The sequence below is a fragment of the Ruegeria sp. YTSA064 genome (assembly GCF_059610325.1).
The window spans coordinates 24,599-38,660 of sequence record NZ_JBXWNK010000019.1 but is presented as its reverse complement, the minus strand read 5'-3'; the positions used below and the strand labels follow the sequence as shown (position 1 = coordinate 38,660).

At 54.7% G+C, this 14,062-nt stretch carries 13 protein-coding genes and 1 pseudogene; 2 read left to right on the top strand and 12 right to left on the bottom strand.

Annotated elements, in window-relative coordinates; translation table 11 throughout:
• Positions 1-5 precede the first annotated feature (5 nt).
• Positions 6-896, bottom strand: coding sequence for an AraC family transcriptional regulator (locus AC2FI7_RS21870; protein ID WP_496816594.1), 891 nt, complete (start codon positions 894-896; stop codon positions 6-8).
• Between the two features lie 160 nt (positions 897-1,056).
• Between AC2FI7_RS21870 and AC2FI7_RS21865 the strand changes: the two genes are divergently transcribed.
• Both AC2FI7_RS21865 and AC2FI7_RS21860 read left to right on the top strand, forming a co-directional pair.
• Positions 1,057-2,010: an SDR family oxidoreductase gene (locus tag AC2FI7_RS21865; protein ID WP_010442306.1), complete on the top strand. Its 954-nt coding sequence runs from the start codon at positions 1,057-1,059 to the stop codon at positions 2,008-2,010.
• A gap of 294 nt (positions 2,011-2,304) precedes the next feature.
• Positions 2,305-4,020, top strand: coding sequence for an adenylate/guanylate cyclase domain-containing protein (locus AC2FI7_RS21860; protein ID WP_496737907.1), 1,716 nt, complete (start codon positions 2,305-2,307; stop codon positions 4,018-4,020).
• Between the two features lie 139 nt (positions 4,021-4,159).
• Here the strand turns inward: AC2FI7_RS21860 and AC2FI7_RS21855 are convergent, their stop codons facing one another.
• The 11 genes and pseudogenes from AC2FI7_RS21855 to AC2FI7_RS21805 all read right to left on the bottom strand — a co-directional run bounded on the left by AC2FI7_RS21855 (position 4,160) and on the right by AC2FI7_RS21805 (position 14,037).
• Positions 4,160-4,642 carry a GFA family protein gene (locus AC2FI7_RS21855; protein ID WP_010442308.1) on the bottom strand — a complete coding sequence of 161 codons (483 nt, stop codon included), beginning with the start codon at positions 4,640-4,642 and terminating at the stop codon, positions 4,160-4,162.
• 3 nt (positions 4,643-4,645) lie between these two features.
• Complete coding sequence (locus AC2FI7_RS21850; protein WP_010442309.1) at positions 4,646-4,939, bottom strand: hypothetical protein; 294 nt, start codon at positions 4,937-4,939, stop codon at positions 4,646-4,648.
• A 483-nt stretch (positions 4,940-5,422) separates the two neighbouring features.
• A complete protein-coding gene (locus AC2FI7_RS21845; protein WP_010442310.1) occupies positions 5,423-6,130 on the bottom strand; it encodes an IS6 family transposase in 708 nt (235 codons plus the stop codon).
• Positions 6,131-6,188: 58 nt separating this feature from the next.
• Positions 6,189-6,326, bottom strand: a pseudogene (locus AC2FI7_RS21840) (ISKra4 family transposase); the annotation flags it as partial.
• A gap of 141 nt (positions 6,327-6,467) precedes the next feature.
• Complete coding sequence (locus AC2FI7_RS21835) at positions 6,468-7,148, bottom strand: IS6 family transposase (RefSeq protein WP_010443830.1); 681 nt, start codon at positions 7,146-7,148, stop codon at positions 6,468-6,470.
• 36 nt (positions 7,149-7,184) lie between these two features.
• A complete protein-coding gene (locus AC2FI7_RS21830) occupies positions 7,185-7,589 on the bottom strand; it encodes an SDR family NAD(P)-dependent oxidoreductase (protein WP_010443829.1) in 405 nt (134 codons plus the stop codon).
• Positions 7,590-7,996: 407 nt separating this feature from the next.
• Positions 7,997-9,139: a serine hydrolase domain-containing protein gene (locus tag AC2FI7_RS21825; protein ID WP_010443828.1), complete on the bottom strand. Its 1,143-nt coding sequence runs from the start codon at positions 9,137-9,139 to the stop codon at positions 7,997-7,999.
• On the bottom strand, positions 9,136-11,226 hold the full coding sequence (locus tag AC2FI7_RS21820) for an acetate--CoA ligase family protein (RefSeq protein ID WP_010443827.1): 2,091 nt from the start codon (positions 11,224-11,226) through the stop codon (positions 9,136-9,138). The genes AC2FI7_RS21825 and AC2FI7_RS21820 overlap by 4 nt, the downstream gene beginning before the upstream one ends.
• On the bottom strand, positions 11,223-12,383 hold the full coding sequence (locus tag AC2FI7_RS21815; RefSeq protein WP_029622287.1) for an acyl-CoA dehydrogenase family protein: 1,161 nt from the start codon (positions 12,381-12,383) through the stop codon (positions 11,223-11,225). Before AC2FI7_RS21815 ends, AC2FI7_RS21820 begins: the two co-directional genes overlap by 4 nt.
• A gap of 11 nt (positions 12,384-12,394) precedes the next feature.
• Complete coding sequence (locus AC2FI7_RS21810; RefSeq protein WP_010443825.1) at positions 12,395-13,192, bottom strand: ABC transporter permease; 798 nt, start codon at positions 13,190-13,192, stop codon at positions 12,395-12,397.
• Positions 13,189-14,037 (bottom strand): ABC transporter permease, encoded by an 849-nt coding sequence (locus AC2FI7_RS21805; RefSeq protein ID WP_010443824.1) that lies wholly within the window; start codon positions 14,035-14,037, stop codon positions 13,189-13,191. The genes AC2FI7_RS21810 and AC2FI7_RS21805 overlap by 4 nt, the downstream gene beginning before the upstream one ends.
• Between the last annotated feature and the right edge of the window lie 25 nt (positions 14,038-14,062).

Below are 14,062 nucleotides of genomic sequence, written 5' to 3'. Positions count from 1 at the left end.
TGTGCCTAGTTCAGTCGTTCTGATACCTGCGTTGTGTTGCTCCATTGCCGGGGCGACTGGCCGTACATCCGCCTAAACTCGCGACTGAATTGAGAGGAGCTTTGATAGCCGACGTCCCACGCCGCCTCCGATACGGTCTTTCCTTCGGCAATCTTCATCGCGGCGTTGTTCAGCCGCATCGATTTCACGAACTGGATCGGGGACAGTGTCGTGGCTTCCTTGAACCGCCGATGGAATACCGCGCGACTCATACCGACGTGTTCAGCCATATCGTCGATGGTGACCTGCTCGTTAAGGTGGGTTGAGAGGTACTCGATGGTGCGCGCAATTTCGTTGCCGACGCCAAAAGCTCGTCTTGCAGCGGCCCCGGCCTCGCCCGTGAGCACCGAGTAACTTAACTCGCGTAGTCGCCCCTGTCCGAGCACTTCCAGATCAACCGGATGATCGAGCAGCTCAAGAAGACGCAGCAATGCTTGCGTGAAACCATCATCCCAAGCCGCCAATGCCAAAGCCGATTGCGCGCCAGCCCGCGCTTGTCTGATGACACCAGCCGCGGTCTCAATTTCCAATGTGAGCTCGCGCATCATTCGTGGATTCAAGGTGATCACGACGCCGAGCAGTGGGTCCGCTTTAGACGCCCGTGGAGTACCTGCCTCTACCGGCAAGGTCATTGGGCAGAGCAGGTATTTGTCGCTGTCATACATGTGGTGCTCACCGTCCAGAACAGCTTCCTTGGTGCCACTGAGAATAGCCACCACCGTGGGCTCGTAGACAGCTGGGACGCAAGGTACGGCATCGGTCACCCGGAAAAGCTGGACGCCTTTCAACGCGGTGTCGACAAGGCCTGCCTCTGGCAGATGGCGCTCGATAAGGTCTTTGATCTGTTCTTTGCTCATGCACTCTAGCTGGCAGAGGGCTTTCATCTTTGCAATGGGGTTGAGACGATTGGGCAAGTAATCGAGAGAATACCGCCTGTTTCTGGGCCCGGCCAAGTTCTATTTGTGCCTTCAAGCAATAACACCTCAAACCGCCAGTTTGGGCTGGCAGGAGACACAAATGGTAGATACGACATTCGGACCCAAAGGCTGGACACCCGAGCGCCTCGGCGACCAGACAGGCAAGACCTACATCATTACTGGCGCCAACGCTGGCGCAGGCTTTCAAGCAGCGCGCATTCTTCTCAAGAAGAACGCTAAGGTGGTGATGCTGAACCGCTCAGCCGAGAAATCCGAGGCGGCCATCACGGGCTTGAAACAGGAATTCGGCGCGAAAGCCGACGTGAGCTTCATACGCATGGACCTGTCAATCCTGGACAGTGTGCGCGAGGCGGCAGAAGAAGTCTTGAAGACCGTGCCCCGCATCGACGCACTGATCAATAACGCGGCTATCGCGCAGGTGCCGACCCGCAAGCTGACCGTCGACGGGTTCGAAAGCCAGCTTGGCACCAATCACTACGGGCACTTTCTGCTCAATGGTCTGCTTTTTGATCGCATCGCCGAAAGCAAAGGCCGGATCGTGGTCGTCGCCAGCCTCGGCTACAACATGGGTCTCAAGACCATCAAGTTTGGCGACATGAACTGGGATGAGGGCTACGGCGCAAACATTGCATATTCGCAGAGCAAACTGGCGCAGATGATGTTTGCCTACGAATTTCAAGACCGACTGGCTGCTGCGGGGTGCGCGGATATCGAGGTTTTCGTCTGTCATCCGGGCTCGTCAGCCACATCGCTGATCACCACCAGCGGTAGCCGTACAATGCGTTTCATCTGGTGGCTGATGACCAAGACACCAATGGTCCAGACTGCGGAACAAGGCTCATATCCTGAGGTCATGTGCGCGACCGAAGAGGCGCTGACCGAACAACGCGCCCTCTATGGTCCGACGGGCCGTCTGGAAGCAGTGGGCCCGGTCGGCAAAGGGACACTGAATACCCACGCCCATGACAAGGCTGTAATGTCGCGTCTTTGGGAAGTGTCCGAAAATGCCGTTGGGTTCGAGTGGAAACTCTGACCAGTTGATAGAAGCCAGCTGATAACGCAACGTCCGGAGAGCGGACCTTGGTGCGCTGTTCAGCATCCGGGAGGTTTGGGCTCGCCCCGGTCATTCGGCCAAATTCAGTGAACGACTGCTATGCGGACTTTTGCGGACATCCGCATTTTTACTCCAAAGGACCGCAGTCAGCCCGAAGCAGACATTCACAGTTAAGCTTTTCAGTTTTGCGCCAAACCATTCACTAGGAAATGCGGGACGTTCAGGAGATCATGTTGTCTTTTCCAAGCAACGTAATTTGCGTTACCAATAGACATGAATGGAGACCGCAGACTTTCCGCAGTACTCTCGGCCGATGTAGTAAACTACTCAGGCCAGATTAAGGCAGATGAAAATAGGACTCTCAGCGAACTTCGTGTTCTACGTCGAGAGTTATTTGATCCTTTGGTTAGCGATCATCGCGGTAATGTCGTTAAGAGGATGGGCGATGGATGGATAGTCGAGTTCAACTCGGTATCTGATGCAGTACGATGCGCCCTTGATCTTCAAAGCCAGGTGTCAACTCGGTCCTCACTGAAACTACGAGTGGGCGTGCATCTTGGAGATGTCGTATTCGACGAAGATGACATTTTCGGCGATGGCATCAATCTATCCGCACGTCTACAAGAGGCTTCCAACGAAGGGGCTGTGTTAATTTCAGATGTCGTCCATCGCAGCCTTGACGAGCGCCTCGCTGAGCAATTTTATCGCGCAGGAGAGCGACAGTTCAAGAACGCGCCGTCACCAATGGAAGTTTTCCAATGGTCGCCGCCAGGTTCTGCCCCACCGCGAGTAACTCCGGCTAGCCATACAAAGTCTCTGCTAATCGGTGTCCTACCTTTTGATAATCTTTCTTCTGACCCCGATCAGGAGTTTTTTGCTGATGGCATTACCGAAGAGATCATCACCACTTTATCAAAACTCCCGAATTTAATGGTCGTCGCGCGTAATTCTACATTCGTCTACAAAGGTCGCTCCGTTGACGTGAAACAGGTCGGCCTGGAGCAGGGTGTCGATCTTGTTCTTGAGGGAAGTGTCCGTCAAAGCGGGAACCGGGTGAGGATCACAGCACAGCTAATCGATGCAAAGTCCGGTATGCACATTTGGGCTGACCGCTATGATCGCCTCATTGAAGATGTATTCGAAGTTCAGGATGAACTCGCACTTAGGATTGCAACCGAGCTACAAGTCGAACTGTTGGCGGGAGAAATGGCTCGTTTCAGAGGATCCGGCACGAAAAACCTCAGCGCGTGGACCGCTCAACTAAAGGCCGTGGAGGCTTCGCGCAGAATTACTAGGGAAGCTCAGGCCAACGCTCGCCGATTTGCACAACAGGCAATTGCACTCGACCCGGGTTACTCGGCTCCGTATTGTACTTTGGGATTCATTTGCACTGTCGAAGCACGACATGGATTTGTTGCTGACCGGCGTGCCGCGCTAGCGGAGGCTCGTGACTGCGCACAGAGGGCTCTGGAAATAGACAGCTACAACCCAGAGGCTCACGCCATTGCGGGTTTTGCGGATGCAATCGATGGCAAGCTGGTTTCGGCTATCGAGAAGTTCAACAAGGCACTAGCGCTAAATCCAAACCACGCTGACGTGGCTGCCAGACTGTCAATCACCCTAGCTTTCAATGGCCAGGCTAATGAAGCGATCCAAGTCGCACAGCAAGCCATCACCCTGAACCCTCACTATCCAGGTTGGTATGCAGGCGTTCTGGGTTTAGCCCTTCGACTTGACGGTCAATACGAGGAAGCTACGAAAGCATTCATCGAATATGGTCAAAGGGTTGAAGGCTTTGGGCACCTCGACCTCGTAATCATCTATGTAGAGACGGAGAACCTTGAGGCCGCTCGCGATGAAGCACGGAATGTGATTAGATACCGCCCTCGGTTTTCCATATCGGATTGGGCGAAAACCCAACTTTTCTCTGACAGAGAGAGGCTGGAAAAAGACTGTGCATCCTTACGTTTGGCCGGTTTACCTGAATGAGCACAACGTTTCGTGGCGACAGCTTAGGATGTGGTGGAAATCGACTTCAGGTGTGTTCGACTTGGGCCCACGAGGGCCTTTCGCGTCTTCTTCACTCTAGCGGCGGGTCGTAACGTGAGGTGAACATTGATTTATTTGGTCAGTCGCCAAACACCGCGTTCAACCTTGTCCAGGCGTCTTCGGGCCAAACCTCTTTGAATTTGTAGAAGTTCTCAAAGCTCAGGATATCAGGGTTAAGTGGAACCCAAGACTGTTTGCTAGAAGTGAATATCTGAGCGTCCGGTGGACAAAGGTCAGGGTTATCCAGTGTGCCAACACGAATGTACCTAAGTTTACCCAGCCTTACTAAGTATTCGCTGAATACAGCCGTACCACATATCGCGCATCTTGTGATTTTCTGGCCCTTACCACTCGGAGTTGCCAACGTGTGGCTAGTAGTCTTTCCACTCCATGTAACGCGCTCCGTTTCAATGATGGCATTTAGTACGTAGGCGGACCCAGTTTGCTTCTGACACTCCTTGCAATGACAACAATGAACAAACATTGGTGGTGAAGACATTTGATAGGTCAATTGTCCGCACCCGCAAGAACCGGTGAATTCGGTTGCTTTTTCCGAAACCATGGATCAATCCACCAGCTCGTAGTGTTTGATCAATCTGCTCTCGACCAACTCAGCTTCAGCAGGGTCGATATGGGGAGAATTATAGTCCTCGCCAACGAACGCTTTGAGTGACGCCAAGTCTTTCCAGACCATTACAAAACTAAAATCTCTTCGGTTGTCACTGTGTGGTGCACCAGGCAAAACCTGAACGATCCATTCGATTCCTTTCATCATTGGAATCGCGGTTTTGTAGAAGAATTCTGCAAATTCTTCTTCCTTGCCGTCTCTGACTCGCACCTGAAATATACGCATAATCATGCAGTGTCCTCCCAAGAAAAATAGGCGCCTGCAAAATTGCCTCTCATCAGATCATATCATCACATCGAATATTTGTCCTGACTGGGCTCAAACCAGACATTTGCGTTTTGACTGCTTACTGCACAATAACAAAAGACAAACTGAACCAACGCATTTTTCTGCTGGTCAGAGAATATGGAACAAGGCCCCAACATCGGCCCGGACGGGCCAAACTTCATTGCGCGAAGCGTCGCCGGGATCGCCCTTTCGGTGCGAGTCAAATTGCTTGTCGCGTTTTTAGGTATTACCTGCCTGCTTGTCGGATTGACGCTTTTTGGACTGTATTCTCTGCATCACGCTAATGTCAGGACCGAAGCCATGATTCGCGATCAGGAGCGCATCGCGTTTCTGACCGACACCTACGCAACCATTTCCAACTTGCAAGCTTACCGGTGCTGTCAGACAAATTCGAACAAGTCTCAGCTAGGCCAGTATAGCTGCCATTTATGCCGCACCAAGTTCGCGCCACTCAGCGAGAGCGGCGGTGCGTGCCAGCTTGAAGGTATCTCTGCTGGTTAGCGATCTTTCCTGGTTGAAGTGGTTGTAGATGGAGAAATGGATGGAGGCGAATTTCTGTAAACTTCGCATGCGCCTGAAACGTTGCATGGCGCGTTCGCGTCGTCGGAAAGGAAGGTGTGAATTCTCGACGCGGTTGTTGAGCCACCTGCCCGTCTGCTGTTTTTCGGTTGCACCAAGCTCTCTGAGAGCGGCCCTGTATGACGCGAAGCGATCCGTTACAACTCTATCCGCTGTACCGTGTCGTTTCATCAATTTCTTGAGGAATTTCAATGCTGCCTGCTTGTTTCGACGTTTGGTGACAACGGCTTCCAGCACCTCGCCTTCGTGATCAACAGCCCGCCAAAGATAATGCCGCTTGCCATTCACCTTCACGAAAACCTCGTCCACGTGCCACTTCCATTTGGAGAACGCGCGCAGCTGCTGAACTCGCCTCCGTCTGATCTCAGCAGCAAACATCGGACCGAACCTGTTCCACCAATATCGGACGGCTTCGTGGCTCACTTCAATTCCCCGTTCATTCAATAGATCTTCCACGTTTCGAAGCGACAATGGGAACCGAACGTACAGCATTACAGCCAAACGAATGACGTCTGGACTGGTCTTGAAGTACTTGAATGGTGACTGTTTAATCATGCACGAAGGCTACGAGAGCACCCTACCCGCCTCAACCCAAGCTCTTCTGACAAAACCGTATTGATTTCGCCTCGACCAGACACAGTCCAAGGTCTTCCTCGGACGCATCAACCGACCGGCGTTCCAGGGTGCAAATCTCGTGTGATCGCTTCTCGCCCCAACCAAACTCAGTCTCTAAACTGATCTTGAATTTCATCGCTATGCTTCCTGCAAAAACAACGAGACATTAGATCAGAATCTGCAGGTATCCCCACATTCTTTCCACTCCCGCCGCGGACCGGGCCGGGATCTGTTGCGAAGTTTTGACTGGCGACAGCGATAGTGTTGTACCGGCGGGCTAAGCGGCCAGCTCTGCAAACTGCCGAAACGGACAGACTCCGGGCGTGATTTGACCTTTGCGGATCATGTGTGCCACTTCGATTCCGTCGAGGGTTGCCGCCGCTGAAGCGAACGCCTTGAACCCTAGCATTGGCCGGATGCGTCTTTTGATGAAACGATGGTCCTGTTCCACGATGTTGTTCAAGTATTTCCGTCTCACCATCTCAATCGGGATCGGGCAGCCAAAGCCTTTCAGCATTTTGTTGATCGCCTTGATACCAGCTGTGTTGGCGCCACTTTTGTCGATGACAATCTTGCGTGGAAGGCCGTTGACCTCCAGCATTCGAGCAAAGAATTTAGTGGCGGCAGGCTTGTTCCGACGGTGTGAAAGCATGAAATCGAGAGTTTTGCCGTGTTTGTCGACCGCTCGGTAGAGGTAAGCCCATGATCCCTTTACTTTAATATACGTTTCGTCCATTCGCCAGGAGCGGTCGCATGGGCCTTTGCGGCGGCGTGCTGTTTCAGCGATTGCGCAAGAGTACCGTGTCACCCAGCGGTTCAGCGTGGTGTGATCGACCGAAACACCGCGCTCTGCCATGATCTCTTCCAGATCGCGGTAGGAAACGCCGTATCGAACGTAGAAGAATACTGCGAATAAGATCACATCTTTCGGATACTGTGCACCTTTGAAGGAAATCATGAGCTGGCTTTCGACTTGATACGACCGACGAGTCATTCACTCGTTAATTCCGAAAGCGTCAATGGCCGAAAGTTTGCAACGGAACCCGCTGACGGTTCCCATCAGGTTGACGTTGATCACCCTCGCGAAAGCTTCCATATCAACTGGACCGTCCCGTCCGACAAGTCGCATACCGCCGGGGATGCCCGCACAGTTGACAACTATGCGAATTGGTCCGCTCCGGTCTTCGGCCAGATCCAAAGCGGCCTCGACCGCAGAACTGTTGATAACATCACAACCTATGCCAAGCGCGCCGATTTCCGCTGCCGCGTTTTTTACCCGAACTTCATCGAGGTCCAGCAAGGTAACTCGTGCTCCGGCTTTGCTGAGCGCCTGTGCAGTAGCAAGCCCCAGTCCTGATCCTGCCCCGGTCACGATCGCAGATAGTCCTTCAATATCCATGCGTGATAATCTCCGTTTGTTCAAAACTTCTTAACCCAGAACCAGAAGTTAAACATCGAAGTTCTATTTACCCTTTGGCCAACCAAAAATCATTTTGCCTCCGCGTGCAGTGCAATATGTCGGGACGGACGGGTCACAAACCTGCGCTGTTGTTTGGAACAATTGCTCCGCGATAAGCGACTTCAGGCGGGTTGAGTCACACCCGCGACATGCCTTGTTGACAACTTCGGCAGGATATCCCGACAGACGTAAATGCCGCGCTGAGAAGAAGTTCAGTTTAGGTGATCGAAACTGGATGATCGAAGAGTGGGTCGGATCACTCTAAAAGATTCGGCCCAGGTCAAGGACTGCAAAGCGGCCAATCCGTGCCTTCCCCGCTGACACCTAGCTCGGCAACTGCAAACCCGTCAAATGACAGAAAGGCAGACGTCTCGAAGCGTTGTGGCCAGCTCTCCCATATAGGTGTCATCGTAACCCGAGTCATTCTCCAGCACACTTAAGAATGCACAGCTGGTGCCGGTGACCATATCCACCATGAGGAACTGCCCTCCATAGCCAGCATGACCGATTAATCGACCGTCGGTCATGGTCTGGTTTGAGTACTTGAGCCAATTCTTGGGTGGTGTCATCGCTGGCGCGCGGCGGATCAGAGTTTTTTGCAGGAAACCGGTGTTGGCCATAGGTCGACCGTGCAGGTCGCGGCCTTCCCGCGCCAGTAGCAACCCGAACCGCGCGAGGTCGCGCACGCTTAGGCAACCGCCACCGGAAAACGCTGGGTGCCCGTCCTTGCTGAGGCTGATGTGAAACGCGCCCTCGTATCCTGCGGCATCAGCAATCTCTTCGATTTGCTCAGCCATTGGAATGGGCGAAACCTTGGCCGCTATCAGGGTCAGGACATCCGTGTTCGCGGATTTATAATCGGCTTGTCGCACCCCCGAGTTTGCCCTGAAACCAGTAATCGAGGCCGCAAATTCCGCAAGCGTGATTTCCTTTTCACCCACGCCGGGCAAGCGCCAACCCAAGGCGACCTCTTCAGTATAGCAGTCGGCATCGGGGTCAGCATAATCCTCGGTGAAGTCGTTATCGACGTTCATATCGAGCAGAGATTGAATGCTGGCCTCGGCATACCCGCTGCCGATACCCGGCAGATAGTCGCGGACCTGCGCGTCCAATGACAACAGCCCCTGTGCAAGCAGACGACCTATGATTAAGTGGATGTGTAGCTTTGTCACTGACTGGATGGAATGCGGCGCTGAGGTCGAAAAATCATCTGCGGCTTTTTCCAGAATGATCTGGTCATTCTTTAAACAGCAGAACGCAGAGAAAGCCGGATGGGCAAGCATTTGTGCCAGTTCAGGCACTCGGGCGCACAGATTCTGCTCGGCGGCTTCCAGCTGCAAAACCTCTCTGGAACGCACCATGAGACATCGGCGGAACAGCCGATATGCATTGTGGAACCCATGCCGGCGAAATTCCGGCTGGTTCCACCGCTGCTTGTTGTCGTCTCCAACAGCCAGATCGGGATTGGGTATGATCCTATTCCTGCTCATGACCGGGGCACCTGGATCAGGGCATCAACGGCGACGATGTGATCTGGGTAGACAAACATAGGGTTGATCTCGATTTCTGCGACCTCGCCGCGCGCCTTTAGGAATTCAGTGCACAACCGGTGTAGCGCATCCGCAATTCGTGGAATGTCCGCCTGTCGACTGCCCCGGTACCCCTCTAACAAGCGAGCTACACGGAGCGAACACAATGCGCGCTCGATCTCGTCTTTTGAGGCAGGCAACAACACAGTGCGCGCATCTCGGACCAATTCGGTCAAAACACCGCCGCTACCGATGACCAAACTGGGACCAAATTGCGGATCAGCACGCAGCGTGACGATCAGCTCTGCAAGCGGCTTGGGCGACATGGCTTCGATCAGGAAGCGATCCGTCACCGCCGCGCGGTCATACGCCGCAACCGATGCCGTCATTGCCTTGATCGCCGAAGACAGCCCCTCTGCATCCTTGATCCCCAAAGCGACCGCGCCCGCTTCGGTCTTGTGAGGCAAGCTTGGTGACATCATTTTCAGTGCGACCGGATAGCCGATATCCTGCGCAACGCCAGCTGCCTCGGCCGCATTGCAGACATGTCCGTTTGGCACAGCAACAGCCATTTGCCTGAGCCAGGATTTACCTTTGTCTTCGGTCAATACCATTGGGTTCTGTATAGTTGCACCGGGTCGCAAGGCAGCAGGCCGGTCAATCCTTGTCCGCGCCCTTGCTTCGGACCACCAAATAGCATCACGCATGGCATTCAACGTCTCGTGAATACCCTGCATAGGCGCAACCCCCAGTTCAATGAGATGTCTGCGGGTCCCACGATCAAGATTTTCAGGTAGGGTCGCGCAGATCGCTGCCGGGACGGAGTGTTCCTGAGCGGCCTGCGCAAAAGCTGCAGCATCGTTCTGGTAGTAGATCTTGGACGCGTCCAACCCTTCTGCCGGGTAGTCCTGCACCAGAACAGCCAGATCCGCGTTGAGGGCCGATAGCGCCGTGGCAAAAACCGGGTAAGTCTTATCGCCCTGTCCCCAGATCGGGGTCGTATAATCCAGCGGGTTGGAAACCGTCGCGATCTCAGGCAGCAAACTGGTCAGGCTTTCCTGCCCTGCAGAGCCCACTTTGGGAAAGCACACACCAATCCTTTCCGAGTGATCTGCGAGCATCGTCGCCCCGCCCCCAGAACAGGTAAAGCCAGCGACACGCCTGCCTTGCGGCGCGCCTGCTACGCAGAGGTACTTCAGCGTTTCCAGAAACTGCGAAGGGCTGGTGACGTCGATCACCCCGGTGCGATCAAACAGTGCCTGATAAAGCTCGCTCGAACCGGACAGAGAGCCGGTGTGACTGACCGTCAGAGTCGCCCCAATGGCGGAATTGCCGGTCTTCAGTGCGACAACCGGAACCCCCCGATCCAGGGCTTTCAGCGCGGCGCGTTCAAAAGCAGCAATGTCACGCAACCCTTCGATGTGCAATCCAATGGCGCGCACAGCCGGGTCTTCAGCAAAGGCATCCAGGAATTCCTCAATCCCCAAGACCGCCTGATTGCCTGCAGAAACCATGTAGGCCATTGGCAATGAACGCGCGCTCATGGTGATGTCGGATGAGAACATACCGGACTGGGTAATGATCGCCGCACCGTATCCCGGCGACCAGCCGCCATGTTCAAATGACCAAAGAGCGGCATTGTCGATATAGTTGATCATGCCATAGCAGTTTGGGCCGATCAGAGCCATATCTCCGGCGACTTCGATCAGATCTCGTTCCGATTGTATGTCGCCAGTTTCCTTGAAGCCCGCGGAAAAACAAACGACGCCACCTGCACCCATCTGCTCCAATTCTCTCAGGGCATCAGTCACCCCGGCCGCAGGGATAGCGAGATAGACGGCATCAGGTGGCTCCGGCAGGTCCGAGATGCTGGGAACACAGCCCACGCCATCCAGATCGGCGCGTTTGGGATTAACGGCCCACATTTGCCCTTGAAATCCACGCCGGCGGGCTTCGCGCACGGCAATGGTCGCATCACGTCCACCAATAAACGCGATGTGGCGCGGCTTTAAGAGACGCTCAAGATTTTCGCGCCGCGCCGGCGTCATGCGCCAAGTGGCCTCAGGATGGACCTGGTGATGATGTGGCGTTGGATTTCGCTGGTGCCGTCCCATATCCGCTCCAATCGGCTATCGCGCCAGAACCGTTGGATCGGCATTTCCTCCATCAATCCCATGCCACCAAAAATCTGAACGGCATCATCGGCGATCTTGTTTAGCATCTCTGAGCAATAAACCTTGACCATTGCTGCATCTGCATCACCCATGACACCCGCTTCGGCACGTGCAACGGCGTCTTGCACCATCAAATCGGCCGCGCGCAACGTCATCGCACCGTCCGCCAAACGGAAGCCGGTGGCCTGAAACGTACCGATCGGTTTACCGAATTGCTTGCGCGTTGCGGCCCACTCGGTCGCCAGGTCAAGGATGCGTTCGGCCTTACCGCAGCAGGTCGCGCCGACCCAGATACGCCCCATGCCGAGCCACTTTCCCGACAGCTCAAGCCCGTGACCCTCTTCGCCCAGGATCTGGTCCGGACCAAGACGCACATTTTCGAAACTCAATTCAAAAGTCTTATAACCGCGATAGCTCACGCAATGCGTCCCTTCGCGGCAGTCGAACCCCGGAAGGCCCACATCGACCAGAAAAGCCGTCACCCGTTTGCGTGGGCCGCGTGGTGTTTCATCTGTACCAGTTGCAGCAAATACAATCGCGAAATCCGGCATGCAGGGACCGGAGATAAAGTGCTTGGATCCATTCAGGATCCAGTCATCCCCGTCGCGTATCGCATTGGTCTTCATCCCCATTACATCCGAACCTGCGTCAGGCTCTGTCAAGGCAAAGAGCTCACGCTTTTCACCGCGCACGGCAGGAAGCAAATATCGCTCACGCTGGTCTCCTTCGCAGGCCATCAGCAATTCCGTCGGGCGCGCCGCCCAGCTTTGCAGCGCATGGCTTGTACGGCCGTATTCCCTCTCGATCAGGGACATGGGCCCATATCCCAGCCCTCCGCCACCGACCTCTTCGGGCAGGTTGCAGGCGAAGAGGCCCAATTCATGCGACCTCGCCTCAATCTGGCGGCCGATCTCCTCGGGCACATAGCCTAAGCGGTCCACCTCTTCTTCATGCGGATACATCTCTGTTTCGACAAATCGGCGAACAGTGCTAACCAGAAGCTCTGTTTCGTGACTGGTTTCCAGATTCATGGCAACCTCATTCATTCTGCCTGAGCCCGCGCGTTTCGCCGCGACAGAACGGCAGAAACGGCAAAGGCAATCAGGGTGATGGCAATCAGGATCACGGCAGCGGCAGCCACTGTCGGATCGGTGTTTTCACGGATGCCGTTCCACATGCGGCGCGGCAGCGTGTAGACGCTGTATTTCGAGATGAACAAGGTCACCACGATTTCATCCCAGCTGAGGATAAAGGCAAAGAGCGCCCCGGCAAAAACCCCCGGCCTGATCGAAGGCAGGATCACCCGGCGCATGGTGGTCCAGTTGGAGGCCCCGAGATTCTTGGAGGCTTGTTCAAGCTTGGGATCAAACGTTGCCAAAGACGCGCTGACCGTGATCAGCACCATTGGGGCTGCCAGGATTGTATGCGCAAGGATCAAACCGGCGTAGCTGTCCAATAGACCCAGAGGGATCCACAACCGATAGAACGCCATGGCGGAAATAATCTGCGGTATGATCAAAGGCAGCAGCAGAAAGGCGCGAACCAATTCGCTGTACCGCGATGACACCCGCCATAGACCGATCGCACAAAGCGTGCCTAAAAGCGTCGCTAATGCGGAGCAGGACAGGGCAATCACGCCACTTTGGAAAAAACTCGACAGCCATTCCTCACTGGTGAACAGCTTTTGGAAATGACGCAAAGAATACTCGCGCTGCGGCATGGACAAAAAGCGTTTCGGCGTCAGTGAGACAGGGATGGCAATCAGGGCCGGGGTCACCAGAAACAACAGCAGCACCCAGGCCCCCACGCGGTTGAAAAATGAGAACAGGCCCGGCTTCATCGCGCTGCCCCCCCGAACACCGTGCTCAGCTTCATGAACCGCGACATGATCCAAAGCATCGCCAGAACGCCAAACAGCATGATGGCCGCCAGCATCGCCGCCGTGCCCCACTTCAAGGTTACCAGTAACTGAACCGAGATGTATTCCGCCACCATCAGCACCTTGCCGCCGCCCAATACGGCCGGTGTGACATAAAACCCGAGGCTGAGGATGAAGACCAACAGGGTCGAAGCCACAAGCCCCGGCATGGTCATCGGCAGGTAGACCCGCCAGAAGGTCTGGCTTCCGCTGGCCCCCAGGTTGCGCGAGGCGTCCATCACCCTCTGATCAATGGATTGCATTGAGACCAGCAATGGCAACACCGCATAGGGGATCATGTAGTGCACCATTCCAATCAGAACGCCCAACTCGTTGCGCATGAAGGCGATGGGTTCAGCAACCAGGCCGATGTCTTCCAATGTGACATTGACCAGCCCCTTGCGTCCCAGCAACATGAGCCAGGCGAAAGTGCGTACGAGAATGGAGATCCAGAACGACACCAATAGCAGGGTCAGCATGTAAGTCTTCTGGCGTTGATGGCAGTGTACCATCGCATAGGCGATGGAGTAGCCGAAAATGACGCTGAAGACCGTCGTGATGATGCAGATGCGTACCGTGGTCCAGACAATGCGGATCAGGGCGTCACCTTCCGTCAGCTTGGCATAGTTGCCGAACCCGGGCTCGGGGTCTGTCACGCTTAGCCAAAGGATATTCAGGATCGGCCCCAGATAGAGCGCGACCACCATCAGCAGCAAAGGCGCGATAATCAGCCATCCTGGGTGGATATGACGGTTTAAGGCTTGCATTCAGAGCTTTCGGAAAGGGTTTGGC